Below are 22,014 nucleotides of genomic sequence, written 5' to 3' on the forward strand. Positions count from 1 at the left end.
GCATCCCCCATAACCGACTAAGGTTAACAGACCCTAATCTGTCTGACGGAGCTGACATGAAATTCCCCCTGTACCTTCTTACCGCCGTTATTCTTTCTGGCTGCGGCGGCAACAGTTCCCCCTCGAAAGTCACTGCGCCGGGGGCGGAAACCTCCGGCACGTTACAGCTGCTGGATTCCGGCGCAGGCGTGATGCAGTCCCGGCCGCCAATTGATGCCATCAATACTTATCTCGACGGTTTCCACTTTTATAACGGCGATCAGAATGGTCAGATGGAAGCGCACCATTACGTCAGCGTATTAAATGAAGACGTGATGCAGGCGGTGATTTATGACGGTAATACCCGCGACGCCAAACTGATGGGCGTGGAATACATCATCAGCGAACGGCTGTTCAATACCCTGCCACCGGACGAGAAAAAACTCTGGCACAGCCACCGGCATGAAGTGATGTCCGGCAGCCTGATTGGCCCTGGTCTGCCCAAACCTGCCGAAAAGGCGCTGATGAATAAGATCGTCAACACTTACGGCAAAACCTGGCACACCTGGCACACCGACCGGGACAAAACCCTGCCACTGGGCATCCCGGCGCTGATGATGGGCTTCACGGCTGACGGTCAGCTCGATCCCGCGCTGCTTGCCGAACGCGACCGCCTTTTCGATGTGGATACCAACGCCATCCGCGAGTCGCGCCGCGATCTGGATGCGCATCCTGTCGCACCGGGCGCTGATGCCTGGCAGCACGGAGAGGTGATCCAGTTAAAACGTGGACAGGGCGGCGGTGAGCACGCGCACGGCAAAACGCGCTTTGCGCCAGCGGAAAACCCCCCGGCGACTGTTCAATAATAATTAACATTGCGGGTTTACCCTCTTTTGCAGAATGCCGTACACTTTTGCCTCACAACGGAGATTTTGCATGAACGCACTGACGCATTCGCCGCGCAAGGCACTGCAACGCCGCACCTGGGCGTTATTTATGTTTTTCTTTATTCCTGGGCTGTTAATGGCGTCATGGGCGACGCGCACCCCGGCGATCCGCGACACCCTGTCCGTCTCCACGGCGGGAATGGGCGTGGTGCTGTTCGGGCTGTCCGTCGGTTCAATGAGCGGCGTCCTCTCCTCTGGCTGGCTGGTCAAGCGCTTCGGTACCCGCAGCGTGATCCGCACCGCCATGTCCTTTAGCGTTGTCGGCATGGTTATCTTAAGCGTGGCGCTGTGGTTCGCGTCGCCGCTGCTGTTCGCCTGTGGACTGGCGGTATTTGGCGCGAGCCTCGGCTCGGCCGAAGTGGCGATTAACGTCGAAGGTGCGGCAGTGGAACAGGCGCTGGATAAAACCGTGCTGCCGATGATGCATGGCTTTTACAGCCTCGGCACGCTGGCGGGCGCGGGGGTCGGCATGGGGCTGACGGCGCTGGGCGTGAGCGCAAACCTGCACATTTTGCTGGCGGCGCTGGCGACCATTATGCCGATTATTATTTCCATCACCGCGATCCCCGACGGCACCGGTAAAGGCTCCGGCGAGGAAAACGGTCATGGCGCGAAAGGCGTGCCTTTTTATCGCGACGGGCAACTGATGCTGATCGGCGTGGTGGTGCTGGCGATGGCCTTTGCGGAAGGTTCCGCCAATGACTGGCTGCCGCTGCTGATGGTGGACGGACACGGCTTTAGCCCGACATCCGGATCGCTGATTTATACCGGCTTTACGCTGGGGATGACCGTCGGACGCTTTACCGGCGGCTGGTTTATCGATCGCTACAGCCGTGTCGCGGTGGTGCGCGCCAGTGCGCTGATGGGCGCGCTGGGCATTGCGTTGATCATCTTTGTGGACAGCGCCTGGGTGGCGGGCGTGTCGGTGATTTTGTGGGGGCTGGGCGCCTCGCTGGGCTTCCCGCTGACGATTTCAGCTGCCAGCGATACCGGCCCGGATGCACCGACGCGCGTCAGCGTGGTCGCCACCACCGGCTATCTGGCCTTTCTGGTGGGACCGCCGCTGCTGGGCTTCCTCGGCGAGCACTACGGCCTGCGCAGCGCGATGATGGTGGTGCTGGGGCTGGTGATTGTTGCCGCGCTGGTGGCCCGTGCGGTGGCGAAACCTGAGCCGCAAAACCAGCCGTGTGAGAATTAGTACTGATTTGCCCGGCGGCGCAAGCTTGCCGGGCCTGCGGGTTTGTATCGATAGATTAAGACAACGCATTACCGACGGTTTTATCCTTCAGAAACACCACCATCAGCGCCAGCCAGATCAACCCGTTCGCCAGATTAAACAGGCTGAACAGGCCATTGCCGCCCGCCAGAAACGCATGTTTACTGACTTCGATGCCGACGGTGAAAATCGCCATTTGCAGCATACCCATCGCGGCAGACACTGTCCCTTTACTCATGTCGCTGGCGAACAGCGTCAGGCGCACCAGCCCGGCGTTGGCAAGGCCAATACCAAAGGCATAAATACTCAGTCCGGCGGTCATCCACAAATAGGCATGGGATGACGCCACAGTTGCCACCGCGGCCACCAGCAGCCCCGCCACAATCGGCCCGCCGCCCATGATAATCAGCGAGCGCACGGTACGGCGTGAGGTCAAACGCGCCAGCACCAGGTTACCGATAATCAGCGCGCCAAAAATCGGCACCTGCAACAGGCCGTACTCATAGCTGGACATGCCTTCCGCGCTGATGATGATGATCGGCGACTGAGCGATCCACGCCAGCAGCGGCAGGCTGACAAAGCCCGTCGCCAGCGCGCCCGCCACGAAGCGGCCATTTTTCAGCACGGCTTTGTAATCCCGTCCCAGCGCGTTAAGGGATAACGGCTCCCCCAGTCGCGTGGCGGTTTCCGGCATCGCGCGATACAGGCCGAAAAAGGCAATCGCCGCCAGTACCGCGAACAACACAAACATGCCTTCCCAGGGCGCAGCATGCACCCAGGCCGCGCCCACCAGCGGACCCAGCAAGGGGGCGATCAGCGCCACGTTCGCCATTAATGCGGTGATCTTGATACAGGTCGCCTCGTCAAAAGACTCCTGAATAGCGGCATAGCCCACGGCACCGATAAAGCACAGGCTCACCCCCTGTAAAAAGCGCAGCAAGGTGAACTGTTCGATGTCCTGGGCCAGCAGCGTCGCCAGACAGGTGACGATAAACCACACCACGCCGGTTAACATCACCGGGCGGCGGCCAATACGGTCCGACAGCGGCCCCAGCAGCCACTGTAAAAACATGCCGCCCGCCAGATAGGCGGTCATAGAGGTCGGTACCCACTCGATGCCGGCGTTGTACTGCTCAACGACCGCCAGCATGCCCGGCTGGATCATGTCGTTGGCGATATAAGTTGAGAATTCGTACAGGACCAGACAGAGCGGAAACAATAACGCCTGGCGTCCTAAACGGCGGCCAGGTAAAGCATGGTTTTGCATGAAATTTTTTATCCTGAAAAATCGCGCAAAGTGTAATGAATGCACCGTCCCTGTGACAGCGAATTTTGCGATGCAGACAAAATTTCGCACATTTTACCCTGTTAACCACCGCCGTAACGCCGGCCATTTTGCCGCGGTTTAACCTGGCTGCGTCATCCTCACAAGGCAACGTTTTCATTCCGGTTGCCCACAAGCCCCGGACAACTAAGACAAAACTGGTTTACCCGCGCGGACGGTGCTTTTAAGGTGATCCCTTTTTTACCGTTCCCATGCAGGTAGCCTGCGGCAAAAGAGTGACAAGACGATGCTGGAAGATCTGAATTATACCCTGTTCGCCTGGATGAACGCGACGCCGGATTCCCCCGGCTGGCTAATCCAGGCCGCCATTCTTATTGCCCGCGATCTGATTAACATCGTGCCGCTGCTGGCGGTGGTGCTGTGGCTGTGGGGGCCGCGCGGCCAGGTCTGCGCCCAGCGACAGCTGGTGATCAAAATAGCGCTGGCGATTGTCGTCAGCCTGACCGTCTCCTGGGTGATGGGCCACCTCTTCCCGCACGATCGCCCGTTTGTCGACGGCGTTGGCTATAACTTCCTGCATCATGCGCCGGATGACTCCTATCCGAGCGATCACGGCACCGTGGCTTTTACCTTTGCGCTGGCGTTTTTGTTCTGGCATCGCCTCTGGTCAGGCACCGTGCTGATGGGCGTGGCGCTGCTGGTCGCCTGGTCGCGCGTCTATCTGGGCGTGCACTGGCCGCTGGATATGCTGGGCGGTCTGCTGGTGGGCATCAGCGGTTGCCTGAGTGCGCAGATGCTGTGGCACGCCTTCGGTCAGCCGCTGTACGCCGCTCTGCAACGCGCTTATCGCGTCTGCTTCGCCATTCCGATCCGCAAAGGCTGGGTGCGTGACTAAGCCTGCCGGCACAGGTAAGATTGAGCACCCCGCAGCGAGCGGGGTTTTCATTATGCCAGGGGATTTATGGAAACGAAACGTGACGAGCGGTTGGGCCTGCTGTTACAGGCGCTGAAGCGTACCGACAAGCTGCACCTGAAAGAGGCGGCGGCGCTTTTAGGCGTTTCAGAGATGACCATTCGTCGCGATCTCAGTGCCCGTAATGCGCCCGTTGTCCTGCTCGGCGGTTATATCGTGCTGGAGCCGCGTACCGCCAGCCACTACCTGTTAAGCGATCAGAAAACCCGGCTGGTGGATGAAAAGCGGCAGGCCGCACAGTACGCCGCCAAGCTGGTGCAGGCGCATCAGCTGGTCTTTTTCGACTGCGGCACCACGACCCCGTGGATCATCGATGCCATTCCTCATGACCTGCCCTTTACCGCTATTTGTTACTCCCTCAACACCTTTATGGCGTTACAGGAAAAACCGCTGTGCCGGGCGATCCTCTGCGGCGGTGAGTTTCACGCCAGCAATGCCATTTTTAAACCGCTGAACTTCAAAGAGACGCTGAATAATTTATGCCCGGATCTGGCGTTCTATTCGGCGGCGGGCGTGCACCCGGTTCAGGGCGCGACCTGTTTCAATCTGGAAGAGTTGCCGGTGAAGCACTGGGCGATGGCCCACGCGCAGTATCATGTGCTGGTGGTCGATCACAGTAAGTTTGATAAGGTGCGCCCGGCGCGGATGGGTGAGCTGACCGCGTTTGACGCCATCGTCAGCGACCGTCGTCCCGACGAGGCATTATGTGCCGTGGCGAAAGCCGAACAGATAACGTTGATTTGTTCCGACGCCGGATAGATCACGTAGGCCGGGTAAGTGCAAGCGCCACCCGGCAATCCCCGATCCGGTTCCGAGAACCAGTTCCGTAGGCCGGGTAAGCGTGAGCGCCACCCGGCAACAATACCGAAAAACCCGCTCCGGTTACGAGAACCAGCTGCCGAACCACTCGTGGAACTTCATTAATACAAAGTCCCACATACGGCTGACGAAACCGCCCTCTTCCACCGCTTCCATTACCAGCAATGGCCGTTTTTCAATCACCTTGCCGTTAAGCTGGAAATCGATCGTGCCCACCACCTGGCCCTTTTTCAACGGCGCGGTCAGCTGCGGCTCGGTCAGCGTCCAGGTCGCTTTCAGGTTCTTTAACTGACCTTTCGGAATGGTGATCGACCCCGCTTCCCCGGCCCCCAGCTTCACCTCTTTACTGTCGCCAAACCACACGCGGGTGCTGACAAAGGTTGCATCCGGCTTGATCGGCGTAACGGTTTCAAAGAAACGGAAGCCCCAGGTCAGCAGCTTTTCGGATTCGTTAAAGCGGATGCGATCCGTTTTACTGCCGAGCACCACCGAGATCAGACGCATATCGCCCTGGGTGGCAGACGCCACCAGGTTGTAGCCCGCCCCTTCTGTGGTGCCGGTTTTCATGCCGTCAACGTTCAGATTGGTGCTCCACAACAGACGGTTGCGGTTCGGCTGGCGAATATTATTGAAGGTGAACTCTTTCTCTTTGTGGATGGCGTACTCTTCCGGCACATCATGGATCAGCGCCTTGCCGAGCAGCGCCATGTCACGGGCGGTACTGAATTGCCCCGGCGCATCCAGACCGTGCACCGTTTTAAAGGTGGTATTGGTCAGCCCCAGTCGTTTTGCATAGTTGTTCATCAGGCTGACGAAGGAGTCCTGGCTGCCCGCCACGTAATCGGCAATGGCGATACTGGCATCGTTGCCGGACTGAATGATCACGCCCTTGTTCAGCTCGGAAACCGGCACCTGATCGCCAGGCTTGAGGAACATCAGCGAAGAACCGCGCAGCGCCGGATTACCGGTCGCCCAGGCGTCTTTGCCGACAGTCACCATATCGGTGAGATGAATTTTGCCGGCTTTCAGCGCCTGCCCGACCACGTAGCTGGTCATCAGCTTGGTGAGGCTGGCCGGATCGAGCTTCTCGTCGGCGTTGCCCTCCGCCAGCACCTTGCCGCTGGCGTAATCCATCAGCACCCACGCGCGGGCGTCCACAGCGGGCGCCGCCGGCACCTGCTCAACCGCATACAGCGAAGGAGAGAAAAGAAATAACAGCGCAGAGCCCGCCGCCAGGCCGCGCAGGGATAAAGAGAAATGCGTCATAAATGCCACCCGTGTATCCATTCAAAAAAAATCGCGTTGCAACACCGCTTCGCAATAAACGGTGAGTAATAACGTACTCAGGCGAGGAAGGAAACCAACAGCCGGTAAAGTTTTATAAAGTTTATGCAATTTACGGGATCGGTGCTGCACGCGGAGGCTTTTTTTTCTTATTCGTTGCCTGAATGTTAACTTTATCTCAACATAGACCACGTTGTGTGCCTGGCGCACGTTCCTGCTGACCACCGAGAAGGAATTTATATGATTACCCTGTGGGGCCGAAATAATTCCACCAACGTCAAAAAAGTTCGCCTGACGCTGGAAGAGCTTGAACTTCCTTACACGCAAATTATGGCCGGCTTAGAGTACGGTCTGAATCATGATGCGGAATACCTGGCGATGAACCCGAACGGTCTGGTGCCGTTACTGCGTGATGACGAAACCAACAGCGTGCTGTGGGAATCTAACACTATCGTGCGTTTTCTGGCCGCGCAGTATGGCCTGGGACGCCTGTGGATCGACAATCCGGCTGCCCGTGCGCAGGCGGAAAAGTGGATGGACTGGTCAGCCACCACGCTGGCTCCCCGCCACAGCGTGATCCTCAAAGGGCTGGTCAGAACGCCGCCGGAACAGCGTAATCAGGCGGCCATCGATGAAGCGATTATTGATTGCGACGCTCTGCTTAAGATCCTCGATGACGCGCTGGCAACCACACCGTGGTTCTCAGGTGAAGAATTTGGTCTGGGGGATATTGCGCTGGTGCCCTTTATTTACAGCCTGTTCAACGTGCATTCCGCCTGGACGCCGCGCCCTGAGCTGATGCGCTGGTATCAGCAGATTTGCGCGCGTCCGACGGTGCAAAGCGTCGTGATGATCCCGGTTACCTGATGCGCTGGCTGCTGGCGCGGATCTGTAATTTCCCCACCAGCTTAACGTGCGTCGCGGCATCTTCCCCGGCGCACAGATAGTCCACCGCCATCCTGCCCAGCTCGTTATAAGCCAGCTGAATACTGGTAAGCAGTGGCGTCAACTGATGCGAGATGCGCTGATCGTCATAGCCGCACACCAGCACATCCTCTGGAATACGTTTTCCCAGCGTGGCGAGTGCCTGATAACAGCCGAGCGTCATCCAGTCGCTGGCGCAAAAGATCGCCTGCGGCGGTTCCGGCAGCTGCATCAGCGCCAGGGTGGCGTCAAACGTGGCGTTCAGCGACCAGTCGGTTTTATGCACCAGCGCCGCATCCGGGGCGATCCCGGCATGGCGCAGCGTTTGTTCATACCCGTCGAGTCGTTCCTTGCTGGCATCCATCCATTCGTCACCGGAAATATGCGCAATGCGGGTCACGCCCTGATCCAGCAGATGCTGCGTGATCTGGCAGGCGTTGGCGCGATCGTCAGGTAAAAAGGTGGGCAACAACGGGCGCTGGGCGTCGTACTGATTCAGCAGCACCACCGGAAAATCACACAGATCGGCAAAGGGCGAGAAATCAAACGGTCGCGTCACCGGGCTGGCAAAAATAACGCCAGCACAACGACGGCTGGCCAGCTGACGCAGGATATGCCGCGCCAGCTCCGTGTCGTCGCCGTAATCGTAGACCGACAGCAGCGTATCGTGCTGCCATGCACGGGCGCTGGCGTCGCTGAGCGCATCGCCAAAGGGATCGTAGGCGGGCATCGTGCTCACCAGCATCGCCACTTCTTCCTGCCCTTCCGGACGGTGCTGTACCGCCAGCTTCTGATACCCGAGCGTTCTCGCGGCATCAAACACGCGCTGCCGGGTGGTTTCGCTCAGGCGGATTGTGCGGCTGTTATTGAGCACCAGCGATACTGTCGCCTGGGATACCCCCGCCAGCCGGGCAATATCGCCCATCGTGATTTTATTTTTCTTCTGCATTTTTCATCCTTATGCCCCGGCTGACTATATCACAGCCCTCCCCGCTCACCGGATCGCTGATTCTGTGAATAGATCTGCAAAACAGCCGTTTGATCCTTGCGTGCATCTCCTTACTAATAAATATTAGCTAATAATTATTAACCAAGGAGGATGTGATGAGAACACGCTGGAGTATTGAACAGGCAAGAAGCTGGTATCAGCAGCACGGCTGGGCTTGCGGATTTAATTATCTGCCGCGCACGGCGGTGAACTGGACGGAGATGTGGCAGGAAGACACCTTCGATCCCGTGACTATCGACGAGGAACTGGGCTGGGCGGAGCGCTATGGCTATAACAGTCTGCGTACCAACCTGCCGTTTATCGTCTGGGAAACCGACCGCGATGGCCTGCTGTCACGTATTGATACGTTTCTCTGCCTCGCCGCCCGTCACGGCATCAAAGTCATGTTGACGCTGATGGATGACTGCGCCTTTTCAGGAGACGAGCCGTTTGCCGGGCCGCAAAAGCCCCCCAGAACGGGCGTACACAACAGCCAGGCGGCGGCCAGCCCAGGACGTAAAATCGTTATGGATCCGAACCAGTGGCCGCGCGTTGAAGCCTATGTGCGTGACGTGATCGGCAGCTTTGGCGACGATGAGCGCATCAGCATCTGGGATCTTTATAACGAGCCAGGCAACCGCGGGCTGTTTGTCTCGGCGGTAGAGTTCGCCGAATACGACGAGGCGCTGGAGGGTTTTGCGCTGGATCTGGTGTATCGGGTGTTTGACTGGGCGCGGGATGTCGATCCGGTTCAGCCGCTGACAATCGGCGCGTGGCATGCAGACGTGGCGGCGAATAAAGCGTTTTTGCACCCTATCGACATCGCGGCGCTGGAACAGTCGGACATCATCACCTATCACGCCTATGCGCCCACCATGATGCAACTGGAGATCCTGCATTCGCTCGGTCAGTACGACCGGCCCGTGCTGTGCACCGAGTGGCTTTCCCGCCATACCGGCTGCGTGTTCAGCGAACAGTTGCCGCTGTTCAGTCTCTATCAGACCGGCTGTTATCACTGGGGGCTGGTGCAGGGAAAAACCCAGACCTGGCTGCCCTGGCCGGGGGTCAATAAAAGCCATCCGGATCCACAGTCAATGTGGTTTCACGATGTGCTGACGCCGGAAGGCGAACCCTGGCGCGAGCAGGAGATGCATCTGGTGAAACGCCTGACCGCCCGTCAGCAGCAGACCCATCAGTACGCCACAGGTGATGAGGAATAAATCATGAAAATTATCTTACCTCTCCTTATTGCCTGTTGCTGCGCCAGCGCAGTGGCCCCGGCCTTCAGCGCCGATCCCGTTACGTTGCGCTTCTCGTGGTGGGGCGGCAAAGCCCGTCACCAGGCGACGCTTGAGGCGCTGAAAGCCTTTGAAGCGAAATACCCGAACATTAAGGTTAAAGCGGAATACACCGGCTGGGATGGTTCGTACTCACGGCTGACCACGCAAATTAACAGCGGCACCGAAGCCGATGTGATCCAGACCAACTGGAACTGGCTGACGCTGTTATCAAAAAAAGGGGACGGTTTTTACGATCTGAACAGGCTCACCGGGCAACTGGATCTTAGCCAGTATTCCGCCGCCTCGCTGGCGACTACCACCATCGACGGCAAACTGAATGCCCTGCCGCTTTCTACCAACGTGATGGCATTTTTTTATAACAAAGTGACCTGGCAGAAAGCGGGCCTGGCATTCCCCACCACCTGGGATGGTCTGCTGGAGGCCGGAAAGGTATTTAAAGAGAAGCTCGGCGATAAATATTACCCGATCTATGTCGGCGAGCAGGACAGCATGCTGCTGGTCTTTTCGTGGATGTACCAGCAGGACCAGAAGCCGATGCTGGATCTCGAAAAGCGCAAACTGGCCTGGGATCATGAGCAGATCGTCAAAGCGCTGGGGTTTTATAAGCAGCTCACCGACGCTCACGTGCTGCCCAACATGAAAGTGCTCGGCTCTTATGGCAAAGGCACGGCGCTGTATGAAATGATGCCGTGGATCAATGGCGAATGGGCGGGCAGTTATAACTGGAACGCGCTCTACCCGGCACAAAGCCATTCGCTGCCTGTTGACTCCGACCTGGTGCTCGGCCCTTATCTGATGCTGCCGGAGGCCAAAGACGCCGGACAGTTCCAGAAAACGGCCATGATGTACTCCATTGGCCGCACCACTAAGCACCCGAAGGAGGCGGCGATGCTGCTGAACTTCATGGTGAATGAACCTGGCGGCGTGATCCCGGTTGGCATGGAGCGCGGTGCGCCGCTGAGCAAGGTGGCGGACACCATCCTGCGCGAAAAAGGCATTTTGACCGACAGCGATCCGGTCATTGCCCCCCTCTTACAATCCTTTGCGCTGCCGAACAAATTCGTCGCCACGCCGTATATGGAAGACTCTCAGTTCGGCGCGCAATTTACCGCCGCGCGGGAAAGTATCGATTACGGCAAGAAAACGGTGGAGCAGGCGGCCACCGATTTCGAGCAGCAGGCTAATCGCATCCTGAAACGTGTGATGCGCTAAGCCTGCCGCGACCAGCCCTGGCGCAGCGTTACGCGCCGGGGCTGACCCGTAACAGCTCGCCGTCAGATTCATCGGTCAGCACATAGAGATAGCCGTCCGGCCCGATGCGCACATCGCGGATGCGCTGATCGCGATCGCCAAGAATTCGTCCGTCTTCGCTAACCTTATTGCCGTTCACGCTCATCACGATCACGTCTTTATCTTTCAGCGCGCCGATAAAAAGTTTGTTTTTCCACTGCGGGAACGTCGTGCTGTTGTAAAACGCCATGCCGCTTACCGCCGGGGATTGCTTCCAGTAAAACACCGGCGGCTCGGTGCCTTCCACGATCTCGCCCTTCGCTTCCGGAATTTTCAACCCGCTGTAGTTGATGCCGTGGGTCGCCAGCGGCCAGCCGTAATTTTTACCGCGCTCAGGAATATTAATTTCATCTCCCCCGCGCGGGCCGTGCTCGTTAAGCCACAGGGCATCGCTCCAGGGATTCATCGCCATGCCCTGCGGATTACGAATGCCATATGACCAGATCTCCGCCCGCGCACCGGCTTTTCCGGCCCACGGGTTATCCGGCGGCACCTTGCCGTCCTCGGTTAAGCGCACCAGTTTGCCCTGCAATTTGTCCAGATCCTGCGCGGTGGCGCGCTGGTTATTCTCGCCCAGCGCGATGTACAAATAGCCTTTGCCATCAAACACCAGTCGCCCGCCAAAGTGATTGCCGGTGGAGAGCTTCGGCGTCTGGCGGAAAACGGTGTGGAAATTCTCCAGCCGCGTCTGATCCTCGCTAAGCGTACCGTAACCTACCGCCGTCCCGGCTTTTCCGTCGCTGTCAGCTTCCGCGTAGCTCAGCCACACGCGGCGCGACGTGGCGAAATCCGGTGCCAGCGCCACGTCCAGTAACCCGCCCTGGCCGTTAGCCCAGACGCGGGGCACACCCACAATCGGATCCGACAGGCCGCTTTTTTCGTCCCAGTGGCGCAACTGCCCGCCGCGCAGGGTGATCAGCATGCCTTGATCATCCGGCAAAAACGCCAGCGCCCAGGGGTGATCGAGTTTGGTTTGCAGAACATCAACCTTTACCGGCGCAGGAGCGGCAAACAGTGACGTGCTTAATAACAGGGCAGGAATAACCAGCAGGGGGGAACGGCGCATAGTGCTCTCCTTTAGTCGCAGTGAATAAAGGTTAGCCAGTCAGGACGACAGCGCGGTTACTTTTACAAAAGCTTTAATTTCAGGCAACTGCAGGGGGAGTCGCCTCCCCCAGGATCAGGCCTCTTCGAGGGGCGTTTGCTCATCCAGGCCATCAATACAGGTGTTTAACGCATTCAGACAGCGTTCAAGTTTATCCGCATTGACCGCGATATAGCTTGGGCTGTCGTGGTGCCCGCTCATCAGGCAGACCGCCGCAGAGGACAACGCCCCCTCCGCAACACGCAGGGCTTCCCATTCCTGGCGTGACCAGGGGGCAGAAGGTTGCTCCGCAAGGCCACGTATTTCGGTCGACAGCTTAAAGAAGTTATCGCGCAATTGATTACTTTCGCTGACCGACATATAGCCTTTCGCCTTCAGTAGCTGGACGTAGGCTGCCAGTTCAAGTCTGGCGTGGGTCAGTTGCTCCATCAGATGGAGTTGAAGCCTGTCAACGTTCATCGCCTCCTCCTCTCATTCATCGAATAAGGTGCAAATTTATCTTAAGTTCAATTTTTAGACTGATACATGCACCAGATCAATAATTGTCGCTTGCTTAACATTTTTTACAGTGCGATAACGCGCCAAAAAATTCACCGTGCCGAATCATCTGTAGAGTGCCGCCCAAAAGCCGTGTAAAATCGCCCGGTTTTTATTTTCCTGTTTACTTTGTGAGCGTATGAGCATGCAACAACCCCGTATTGGCTTCGTCTCCCTCGGCTGCCCGAAAAACCTGGTGGATTCCGAACGCATCCTGACTGAGTTGCGCACCGAAGGTTACGATGTGGTGCCAAACTATGACGACGCCGATATGGTGATCGTTAATACCTGTGGCTTTATCGACAGCGCGGTCCAGGAGTCTCTGGAGGCGATTGGCGAAGCCCTGACTGAAAACGGCAAAGTGATTGTCACCGGCTGCCTGGGCGCAAAAGTGGATCAGATCCGCGAAGTGCATCCGAAGGTGCTGGAAATCACCGGACCGCACAGCTACGAGCAGGTACTGGAACACGTTCACCACTATGTGCCGAAGCCGAAGCACAACCCGTTCTTAAGCCTGGTGCCGGAACAGGGCGTGAAGCTGACGCCGCGCCATTACGCTTATCTGAAAATTTCCGAAGGCTGTAATCACCGTTGCACCTTCTGCATTATTCCATCCATGCGTGGCGATCTGGACAGCCGTCCGATTGGCGACGTGCTGGCGGAAGCAAAACGTCTGGTGGATGCCGGGGTGAAAGAGCTGCTGGTGATCTCCCAGGACACCTCCGCCTATGGCGTTGACGTTAAACACCGTACTGGTTTTTATAACGGCGAGCCGGTGAAAACCAGCATGGTCAGTCTGTGCGAGCAGCTGTCGAAGCTGGGCGTCTGGACCCGTCTGCACTATGTGTATCCGTACCCACATGTGGACGATGTGATCCCGCTGATGGCGGAAGGCAAAATCCTGCCGTACCTCGATATTCCGTTGCAGCACGCCAGCCCGCGCATTCTGAAACTGATGAAGCGTCCAGGCTCTGTTGATCGCCAGCTGGCGCGCATCAAACAGTGGCGTGAAATCTGCCCGGATCTGACCCTGCGCTCGACCTTTATCGTCGGCTTCCCGGGCGAAACGGAAGAAGATTTCCAGATGCTGCTGGATTTCCTGACCGAAGCGCGTCTGGATCGCGTCGGCTGCTTCAAATACAGCCCGGTTGAAGGCGCGACCGCTAACGAACTGCCGGACCAGGTGCCGGAAGAGATCAAAGAAGCGCGCTGGAACCGCTTTATGCAGCTGCAACAGCAGATCTCGGCTGAACGTCTGCAGGAGAAAGTGGGCCGCGAAATCATGGTGATCATCGACGAAGTGGACGAAGAAGGCGCGATTGGCCGCAGCATGGCGGACGCCCCGGAAATCGACGGCGCGGTGTACCTGAACGGCGAAACCAACGTGAAACCGGGCGATGTGATCCGCGTGAAAGTGGAAAACGCCGACGAGTATGATCTGTGGGGAACGCGGGTTTAATACCTGCGGACTCAATCTCAATGTAGGCCGGATAAGGCATTTATGCCGCCATCCGGCAAAACGCCTGATGGCGCTTCGCTTATCAGGCCTGGAAAATCCGTAGGCCGGATAAGGCATTTATGCCGCCATCCGGCATAACGCCTGATGGCGCTTCGCTTATCAGGCCTACAAAATCCGTAGGCCGGATAAGGCATTTATGCCGCCATCCGGCAAAACGCCTGATGGCGCTTCGCTTATCAGGCCTGGAAAAACACCCTACCCTTTTATCTTCGGATCCAGCGCATCCCGCAGGCCGTCGCCTAACAGATTAAACGCCAGCACCGTCAGAAAAATCGCCAGGCTCGGGAAGATCGCCACATGCGGTGCGATCACCATATCTGCCCGCGCTTCGTTGAGCATGGCGCCCCACTCCGGCGTCGGCGGCTGCGCGCCGAGTCCCAGAAACGACAAGCTCGCCGCCGAGATAATCGACGTGCCGATGCGCATCGTAAAATAGACCACAATCGACGAAATCGTACCGGGCAGAATGTGACTGAACAGAATAGTGGCATCGCTGGCACCGATACTGCGCGCCGACTCGATAAAGGTCTGCTGTTTTAGCACCAGCGTGTTACCGCGCACCAGACGGGCAAAGGCCGGAATGGAGAATACCGCCACGGCGATGATGACGTTCGCCATCCCGCTGCCCATCACCGCGACTACCGCGATAGCCAGCAAAATCCCCGGAAAGGCAAAGAGCACATCGCACAGACGCATGATCAGCCGATCCCACCAGCCTTCGTAGTAGCCCGCCAGCAGACCTAACACGGTGCCAATCGCCGCGCCAATCAGCACGGCGAAAACGCCCGCCGCCAGCGAGATCTGCGCCCCGGTCAGCACGCGGCTGAAAATGTCACGCCCCAGCGAATCCACGCCAAACCAGTGCAGCATGGACGGTCCGTCGTTCAGGCGGTCATAGTCGAAATAGTTTTCCGCATCAAACGGCGCGATCCACGGCGCAATCGCCGCCACCACAATCAGTAACACCACAAACAGCCCTGCCGCCATGGCCACCGGTTGCCGACGAAAACGCCGCCAGAATTCATGCCAGGGGGTACGCACATGATCCGGTTTCAGGCCGGGCATGGCCTTTAATATCGCCTGACGACGCCAGTTTAAAAGTCGCATCCTTACTTGTACCTGATAGCCGGGTTAATGGCGGCGTAAAGCATATCCACCACTAAGTTGATAAGAATAAATTCCAGTGAGAACAGCAGCACTTCTGCCTGGATCACCGGGTAATCGCGCATTTCCACCGAGTCCACCAGCAAACGCCCCAGACCCGGCCAGTTAAAGACTTTTTCCACCACAATCGAGCCGCCGAGCAGAAAGCCAAACTGTAAGCCCATCATGGTGACCACCGGGATCATGGCGTTACGCAGACCATGTTTGAGGATGATCCACGTCTCGCTCACCCCTTTGGCGCGGGCGGTGCGCATGTAATCTTCATTCAGCACGTCGACAAAAGAGGCGCGGGTAAAGCGCGCCATCACCGCCGCCACCGCTGCGCCGAGCGTAATAGACGGTAAAATATAGTGCCGCCAGCTATCAGCGCCGACCGTCGGCAACCAGCCCAGCTCAACGGAGAACACCTGCATCAACAGCATACCGAGGGCAAACGCCGGAAAAGAGATCCCGGTGACGGCGATGGCCATGCCGAGACGATCCGGCCAGCGGTTACGCCAGACAGCAGCCGAAATGCCTGCCGCCAGGCCAAACAGCATCGCCCAGCTCATGCTGGCGAGCGTCAGCCACAGCGTCGGCATAAAGCGGCTGGCGATCTCATCGGCAACCGGACGGCGCGACACCATCGAGATGCCAAAATCACCCCGTAACACGTCGGTAATGTAGTGCCAGAACTGCACATACAGCGGCTGATCGAGGCCGAGCTGCTGGCGCACCAGCGCCACAACCTGCGCATCCGCTTCCGGCCCGGCCATCAGTCGCGCCGGATCGCCTGGCAACAAATGGACAAATAAAAACACCAGCACCGCCACGATCAGAAGCGTCGGGATCAGGCCCAGCAGGCGTTTCAGAAAATAGTTAAGCATGTTCTACCCTGAATCCGGCCCCCCTCACCCGGTTTCTCCCTGCGGAGAGGATCGGCGTGAGGGGAAATCCCATTATTTCAAATCCGCATCATCAAAACTAAAGCCCGTATCCGGCATGATGTAGAACCCGGTCAGATCCTTGTTATGCGCTGACACCAGCTTTTCGACCACCAGTGGCACCCAGGGAGCGTCTTTCCAGATCGTATCCTGCGCGGCTTTATACAGGCGGGCTTTCTCTTGCGGGCTGGTGGTTTTCAGCGCGGCGGCCAGGTCGTTATCCACCTGCGGATTGCTGTAGAACGCAGTGTTGAACTGGGTTGGCGGCCAGTTCTGGGTGGTAAACAGCGGTGACAGCGCCCAGTCGGCTTCGCCGGTGGAGGCGGTCCAGCCGGTGTAGAACATTCTCACCCCGCTCTCTTTCTGCCCCTTGCCTTCCACTTCTGAGGCTCGTTGCCCGGCATCCATCGCCGTTACCTGCGCTTTGATACCTACCTGCGCCAGCTGCTGCTGGGTGAACTGCAACACTTTCTGCGCGGTGCTGTGATTGTGCGACGACCAGAGCGTAGTGCTAAAGCCGTTCGGGTAGCCAGCTTCTTTCAGCAGTTCACGCGCTTTGGCAGGATCGTAGGGCCAGGGCTGATACGTTTGCGCGTTCGCCAGCGTCGGCGGGATCACACCGGTCGCCGGCGTGGCGTACCCGGCAAAGGCCACTTTCACCAGCGCCTGGCGGTTAATCGCGTAGTTGAGCGCTTCCCGCACTTTCGGGTTGTCGAACGGTTTTTGCGTCACGTTCATGCTGATGTAGCGCTGCATGATGGACGGGCTTGCCACCAGTTCCAGCTTGCTGTTTTTTTGCAGCACCGTCGCCTGCTCGTACGGGATCGGGAAAGCGAACTGCGCCTCGCCGGTTTGCAGCATTGCCGCGCGGGTGTTGTTATCCACCACCGGGCGCCAGGTGATGCTGTCGAGTTTCGGCAATCCCTGTTGCCAGTAACCGGCAAACTTCTTCACCTTCACAAAATCGGTCTGGTTCCAGGTATCAAGCTGATACGGCCCGCTGCCGACCGGATGGAAACCGATCTCTTTGCCGTATTTGGCGAGCGCCGCCGGTGAAATCATCGCCGTCGCCGGGTGCGCGAGAATATTAATAAATGCCGAGAACGGCTGTTTCAGCGTAATTTTAACGGTCGTCGGATCGACCGCCTCGGTCTGCGCAATATTTTTATACAGGTTATAGCGTTTCAGGCTGCTGGCCGGATTGCTGGCGCGATCGAGGTTCACCTTTACCGCTTGCGCGTTAAAATCGGTGCCATCCTGGAACTTCACGCCCTGCCGCAGCGTAATGGTGTAGACCAGACCATCGTCCGACACGGTGTAACTTTCCGCGAGGACGTTTTTCAGCTTCATCTCTTTATCCAGCCCGAACAGCCCCTGATAGAAAGACTTTGCCACCGCCTGGGAGAGCGTGTCGTTCGCGTCATAGGGATCGAGGGTGGTGAAATTGGAGGCTACCGCCACCACGACGTCTTTCGCGGCGAAGGCCGGGATCGCCGCAAGCGCAGCGGTCACGCCGAGCGCGACCTGCCATTTCCGCGCAACAAATTGTGTCATGTTACTCTCCTGGTTTCCCTGTCTGTCGTGGGGAATTTTATTGTCATTAAAATGCAGATGAAGTATTGCCTGGCATGGTGCGTGCGACCAGGTGATCCGGTCCGACATTGTGCAACTGCACGCGGCGCGGCGGATCGCCGAGCTTACGGATATTGCTCGGCATCTCGTCCGAAAGCAGCACCCGCTGCGGCCGCTGATGGCCCGGATCCGCCACCGGCACCGCCGCCATTAATTTGCGCGTATAAGGATGCTGCGGATTTTCAAACACCGCGCGACGCGGGCCAATTTCCACGATTTGCCCCATATACATCACCGCCACGCGATGACTGATGCGCTCCACCACCGCCATGTCGTGGGAGATAAACAGATAAGCGATGCCCATTTCGCGCTGCAAATCGAGCAGCAAATTGATGATTTGCGCACGAATTGACACGTCCAGCGCCGAGACAGATTCATCGGCGATCACCACTTTCGGGTTGAGGGCCAGCGCACGCGCAATGCAGATGCGCTGGCGCTGACCGCCGGAAAACTCATGGGGATAGCGCCAGGCGTGCTCCGGCTTTAAGCCGACGCGCTCCAGCAACCACGCCAGACGCCGCTCGGTAGCCTCTTCGTCCAGCAGTCCGTGCACGCGCAACGGTTCCATAATGGAGTAGCCGATGGTTTTGCGCGGATCGAGGGAGGCGAAAGGATCCTGGAAAATATACTGAATATCCCGGCGCAGCGGCTGGAGCTGGCTGTCGGGCAGCGTGTCGATGCGCTGACCGTTAAAATTGATCGTGCCACCCTGAGACGCCACCAGGCGCAGCAGCGCGCGTCCGGTGGTGGATTTCCCGCAGCCGGACTCCCCCACCAGCGACAGGGTTTCCCCCGGCCACAAATCGAAGCTGACGCCTTCCACGGCGTGCACTTCGCGGGTCACGCGGTTAAGAATGCCGCTGCGTAACGGATAACGCGCCACCAGATCGCGCACCTGCAAAATCGGCTCACCCTCCACCACCGTGTCCTGACCTGGGGTGGTATCGGGCAATACCGACGGGGTCTGCGACGGCAGCGGGAAACGCCGCGGTAAATCGCTGCCGCGCATCGCGCCAAGGCGCGGCACCGCCGCCAGCAGCGTGCGGGTATAGGGATGCTGCGGCGCGCCAAAAATTTGCGCCACGGTGCCGGTTTCCACGGCTTCGCCCTGGTACATCACCAGCACCCGATCGGCAATATCCGCCACCACGCCCATATCGTGAGTGATAAAAATCACCCCCATCGCCATCTCTTTTTGCAGCACGCTGATCAGTTGCAGGATCTGCGCCTGAATAGTCACATCCAGCGCGGTCGTGGGTTCGTCGGCGATCAGCACCGCCGGACGACAGGAGAGCGCCATGGCGATCATCACCCGCTGACGCATACCGCCGGACAGCTGATGCGGAAAGCGCGCTAAAATCGCGTCGGCTTCGGGAATACGCACCTGTTCCAGCATGCGCCGCGCTTCTTTCAGGGCAGCATCGTGCCCCAGTCCCTGATGCAGGCGGATCGACTCGGCGATCTGCTCGCCGACGGTGAAGACCGGGTTCAGGGAGGTCATCGGCTCCTGAAAAATCATCGCCATGTCGGCCCCGCGCACGCCGCGCATCTGCGCATTGCTCAGCGTATTCAGGTCGACCACCTGACGGCTGCGGCGTTGCAGACGAAGTGCTTCGCTGCTGACAATACCGCCGGACTGCGCCAGCAGACGCATCAGCGCCAGCGCGGTAACTGATTTGCCGGATCCGGATTCGCCGACGATGGCCAGCGTTTCGCCCCGTTGAAGGGTAAAAGAGAGATCCCGTACGACGTGCGACGTGCCGCCTTCGTCCGGAAAACGAATATTCAGTTTACTGACCCGCAGCACTTCACTGGCGTCTGACTCAAGCACGTGCGCCCACCCTTTGACCTCTTACGGTTTAGTGCCTGAAACAGGCATGAATTTTGACTATAGAAAGTCAAATCAACGAAGTAAAGCAACCTGACCGGTAAGGCACATATTGATTACATTCAGCGGGCGCGGGTTTTCTGCCATAATAGGCGTTTTGTATGCACGTTCAGGTTGCCAGTCAGGAGCGACACATGGAGTTTTCCGCAGGCCTTATCCCGCTGGAGACAGCGCTGTCTCAGATGCTGTCCGTAATTACCCCGATCACCGCGCACGATACGCTGCCGCTGCTGGCCTGTTTCGGGCGCGTCACGGCGCATGACATTGTGTCGCCGATCAATGTCCCTGGTTTTGATAACTCCGCGATGGACGGGTATGCCGTGCGGATCACCGATCTGGCGACGGGCGCCCCCTTGCCGGTGGCAGGAAAAGCCTTTGCCGGGCAGCCGTTTAACGAGGTGTGGCCTGTCGGCACCTGCGTGCGCATTATGACCGGCGCGCCCGTTCCCGCAGGCTGCGATGCGGTAGTGATGCAGGAAGAAACCGAACAGACTGACGCTGGCGTGCGTTTTACCCGCGAGGTGCGCGCCGGGCAAAATATCCGTCGCCTTGGCGAAGACATCCGCGCCGGTGGCGTAGTATTTAAGGCCGGGCAGAAGCTGACGGTGGCCGAACTGCCGGTGCTGGCATCGCTGGGCATCGCCACTATCGACGTGGTGCGCAAAGTGCGCGTGGCGCTGTTCTCCACCGGCGATGAGCTGCAACTGCCGGGCCAGCCGCTGGGCGACGGGCAGATCTACGATACCAACCGGCTGGCGGTGCATTTGATGCTCGAACAGCTCGGCTGCACGGTGATCAACCTCGGCATTATTCCTGACGATCCCGCCCAATTACGCGACGCCTTTATCGCCGCCGACAGCCAGGCCGACGTGGTGATCACCTCCGGCGGCGTCTCGGTGGGCGAAGCAGACTACACCAAAACGCTGCTTGAGGAGCTGGGGGAAATTGGCTTCTGGAAGCTGGCGATCAAGCCGGGCAAACCTTTTGCTTTCGGCAAGCTGAGCCAGAGCTGGTTCTGCGGGCTGCCGGGCAACCCGGTGTCAGCCGCAGTCACCTTCTATCAACTGGTGATCCCGCTGCTGGCGAAACTGGGCGGTATAACGGCCAGCCCGCTGCCGACGCGCCTGCGCGTGCGCACCGCTACCCGTCTGAAAAAATCACCGGGTCGCCTCGATTTCCAGCGCGGCCTGTTAACCCGCGATGCGCAGGGCGACTTAACCGTCAGCACCACCGGGCATCAGGGTTCGCATATTTTCAGCTCCTTCAGCCAGGGCAACTGTTTTATCGTACTGGAAGCCGAGCGGCAGAACGTGGAAGCGGGCGAATGGGTTGAGGTGGAGCCGTTTAATCATCTGTTCGGAGGCCTGTAATGGCCGTGGAACTGAGCGATGGCGAAATGATGCGCTACAACCGGCAGATCGTGCTGCGCGGTTTTGATTTTGACGGTCAGGAGCGGCTGAAAGCTTCGCGCGTGCTGGTGGTAGGGCTTGGCGGGCTGGGCTGCGCGGCGGCGCAGTACCTGGCGGCGGCGGGGGTTGGCCATCTGACGTTACTGGATTTTGACACCGTGTCGCTCTCGAATCTGCAACGGCAGACGCTGCACAGCGACGCCACCCTCGGCATGCCGAAAGTCGAGTCGGCCCGCGCGACGCTGGCGCGTATCAATCCGCATATTTCCTTTACCCTTCTCAATGCGCAGCTGGACGACGACGCACTGCACGCGCAGATTGCGGCACACGATCTGGTGCTGGACTGCACCGACAACGTGGCGGTGCGCAATCAGCTTAATGCCGGCTGTTTTCAGGCGACAGTCCCGCTGGTGTCTGGCGCGGCAATTCGTATGGAAGGCCAGATCAGCGTCTTCACGTATCAGCCAGGTGAGCCGTGTTACCGCTGCCTGAGCCGTCTGTTTGGCGAGAATGCGCTGACCTGCGTGGAAGCGGGGGTGATGGCGCCGCTGGTGGGGGTGATCGGCTCGTTACAGGCGATGGAAGCCATCAAACTGCTGAGCCGTTACGGCACCCCCGCCGCCGGAAAAATCGTCATGTACGACGCCATGATCTGCCAGTTCCGCGAGATGAAACTGATGCGCCATGCCGGGTGCGAGGTGTGCGGGCAGTCGTAGCCCCCTGCCCGGCGGCGCTACGCTTGCCGGGCCTGGATAAATTCGTCGCAAACGAAGCAAACGCAGGCCGGGTAAGCACAGCCGCCACCCGGCATAAAAAACAGCGCATTAAATC

Annotated in this window: 19 protein-coding genes; 10 read left to right on the top strand and 9 right to left on the bottom strand. The window is 58.5% G+C overall.

The window, feature by feature from the left end:
- The first annotated feature begins 56 nt into the window (after positions 1-56).
- Entirely contained in the window at positions 57-845 is a 789-nt protein-coding gene (locus tag KW828_RS02920; protein ID WP_218334907.1) for an OBAP family protein, read from the top strand.
- A gap of 70 nt (positions 846-915) precedes the next feature.
- The gene (locus KW828_RS02925) at positions 916-2,124 is read left to right on the top strand and encodes an MFS transporter (protein WP_218334908.1); all 1,209 of its coding nucleotides are present in this window, start codon (positions 916-918) and stop codon (positions 2,122-2,124) included.
- Between the two features lie 55 nt (positions 2,125-2,179).
- Here the strand turns inward: KW828_RS02925 and KW828_RS02930 are convergent, their stop codons facing one another.
- Positions 2,180-3,409 carry an MFS transporter gene (locus KW828_RS02930; RefSeq protein WP_218334909.1) on the bottom strand — a complete coding sequence of 410 codons (1,230 nt, stop codon included), beginning with the start codon at positions 3,407-3,409 and terminating at the stop codon, positions 2,180-2,182.
- 304 nt (positions 3,410-3,713) lie between these two features.
- Here KW828_RS02930 and ybjG point away from each other — a divergent pair, with 304 nt between their 5' ends.
- Entirely contained in the window at positions 3,714-4,322 is a 609-nt protein-coding gene (ybjG, locus tag KW828_RS02935) for an undecaprenyl-diphosphate phosphatase (protein WP_218334910.1), read from the top strand.
- A 66-nt stretch (positions 4,323-4,388) separates the two neighbouring features.
- Positions 4,389-5,159 carry a DNA-binding transcriptional repressor DeoR gene (deoR, locus tag KW828_RS02940; RefSeq protein WP_218334911.1) on the top strand — a complete coding sequence of 257 codons (771 nt, stop codon included), beginning with the start codon at positions 4,389-4,391 and terminating at the stop codon, positions 5,157-5,159.
- A gap of 123 nt (positions 5,160-5,282) precedes the next feature.
- Here the strand turns inward: deoR and dacC are convergent, their stop codons facing one another.
- Complete coding sequence (gene dacC / locus KW828_RS02945; RefSeq protein WP_218334912.1) at positions 5,283-6,485, bottom strand: serine-type D-Ala-D-Ala carboxypeptidase; 1,203 nt, start codon at positions 6,483-6,485, stop codon at positions 5,283-5,285.
- A gap of 258 nt (positions 6,486-6,743) precedes the next feature.
- Here dacC and KW828_RS02950 point away from each other — a divergent pair, with 258 nt between their 5' ends.
- A complete protein-coding gene (locus tag KW828_RS02950; protein WP_218334913.1) occupies positions 6,744-7,370 on the top strand; it encodes a glutathione S-transferase family protein in 627 nt (208 codons plus the stop codon).
- Here the strand turns inward: KW828_RS02950 and KW828_RS02955 are convergent.
- Positions 7,363-8,376: a LacI family DNA-binding transcriptional regulator gene (locus KW828_RS02955; RefSeq protein ID WP_218334914.1), complete on the bottom strand. Its 1,014-nt coding sequence runs from the start codon at positions 8,374-8,376 to the stop codon at positions 7,363-7,365. The genes KW828_RS02950 and KW828_RS02955 overlap by 8 nt on opposite strands.
- A 155-nt stretch (positions 8,377-8,531) precedes the next feature.
- Here KW828_RS02955 and KW828_RS02960 point away from each other — a divergent pair, with 155 nt between their 5' ends.
- Together KW828_RS02960 and KW828_RS02965 are read left to right on the top strand one after the other, a co-directional pair.
- Positions 8,532-9,635, top strand: a complete 1,104-nt coding sequence (locus KW828_RS02960; RefSeq protein WP_218334915.1) for a cellulase family glycosylhydrolase — start codon at positions 8,532-8,534, stop codon at positions 9,633-9,635.
- Positions 9,636-10,928 carry an ABC transporter substrate-binding protein gene (locus tag KW828_RS02965; protein ID WP_371316083.1) on the top strand — a complete coding sequence of 431 codons (1,293 nt, stop codon included), beginning with the start codon at positions 9,636-9,638 and terminating at the stop codon, positions 10,926-10,928. It begins immediately after the preceding gene.
- Positions 10,929-10,956: 28 nt separating this feature from the next.
- Here the strand turns inward: KW828_RS02965 and KW828_RS02970 are convergent, their stop codons facing one another.
- Entirely contained in the window at positions 10,957-12,072 is a 1,116-nt protein-coding gene (locus KW828_RS02970; protein ID WP_218334917.1) for a PQQ-dependent sugar dehydrogenase, read from the bottom strand.
- 114 nt (positions 12,073-12,186) lie between these two features.
- Entirely contained in the window at positions 12,187-12,570 is a 384-nt protein-coding gene (locus KW828_RS02975) for a biofilm formation regulator BssR (protein WP_218334918.1), read from the bottom strand.
- Between the two features lie 217 nt (positions 12,571-12,787).
- Between KW828_RS02975 and rimO the strand changes: the two genes are divergently transcribed.
- Positions 12,788-14,107 (top strand): 30S ribosomal protein S12 methylthiotransferase RimO, encoded by a 1,320-nt coding sequence (gene rimO / locus KW828_RS02980; RefSeq protein WP_218334919.1) that lies wholly within the window; start codon positions 12,788-12,790, stop codon positions 14,105-14,107.
- Positions 14,108-14,362: 255 nt separating this feature from the next.
- Here rimO and gsiD read toward each other — a convergent pair whose 3' ends face one another.
- The 4 genes from gsiD to gsiA form a co-directional block, all read right to left on the bottom strand.
- Positions 14,363-15,274, bottom strand: a complete 912-nt coding sequence (gene gsiD, locus KW828_RS02985) for a glutathione ABC transporter permease GsiD (RefSeq protein WP_218334920.1) — start codon at positions 15,272-15,274, stop codon at positions 14,363-14,365.
- A 2-nt stretch (positions 15,275-15,276) separates the two neighbouring features.
- Positions 15,277-16,197 (bottom strand): glutathione ABC transporter permease GsiC, encoded by a 921-nt coding sequence (gene gsiC, locus KW828_RS02990; RefSeq protein ID WP_218334921.1) that lies wholly within the window; start codon positions 16,195-16,197, stop codon positions 15,277-15,279.
- Positions 16,198-16,269: 72 nt separating this feature from the next.
- Positions 16,270-17,808 (bottom strand): glutathione ABC transporter substrate-binding protein GsiB, encoded by a 1,539-nt coding sequence (gsiB, locus tag KW828_RS02995; RefSeq protein WP_218334922.1) that lies wholly within the window; start codon positions 17,806-17,808, stop codon positions 16,270-16,272.
- A 46-nt stretch (positions 17,809-17,854) separates the two neighbouring features.
- A complete protein-coding gene (gene gsiA, locus KW828_RS03000) occupies positions 17,855-19,717 on the bottom strand; it encodes a glutathione ABC transporter ATP-binding protein GsiA (protein ID WP_218334923.1) in 1,863 nt (620 codons plus the stop codon).
- A gap of 191 nt (positions 19,718-19,908) precedes the next feature.
- On the opposite strand from gsiA, the gene moeA reads away from it, so the two are divergent.
- Together moeA and moeB are read left to right on the top strand one after the other, a co-directional pair.
- Positions 19,909-21,144 (top strand): molybdopterin molybdotransferase MoeA, encoded by a 1,236-nt coding sequence (gene moeA, locus KW828_RS03005; protein ID WP_218334924.1) that lies wholly within the window; start codon positions 19,909-19,911, stop codon positions 21,142-21,144.
- Positions 21,144-21,899, top strand: coding sequence for a molybdopterin-synthase adenylyltransferase MoeB (gene moeB, locus KW828_RS03010; protein WP_218334925.1), 756 nt, complete (start codon positions 21,144-21,146; stop codon positions 21,897-21,899). The genes moeA and moeB overlap by 1 nt, the downstream gene beginning before the upstream one ends.
- The last annotated feature ends 115 nt before the right edge of the window (positions 21,900-22,014 follow it).

The sequence above is a fragment of the Enterobacter sp. ENT03 genome (assembly GCF_019218745.1).
Classification (GTDB): domain Bacteria; phylum Pseudomonadota; class Gammaproteobacteria; order Enterobacterales; family Enterobacteriaceae; genus Enterobacter_D.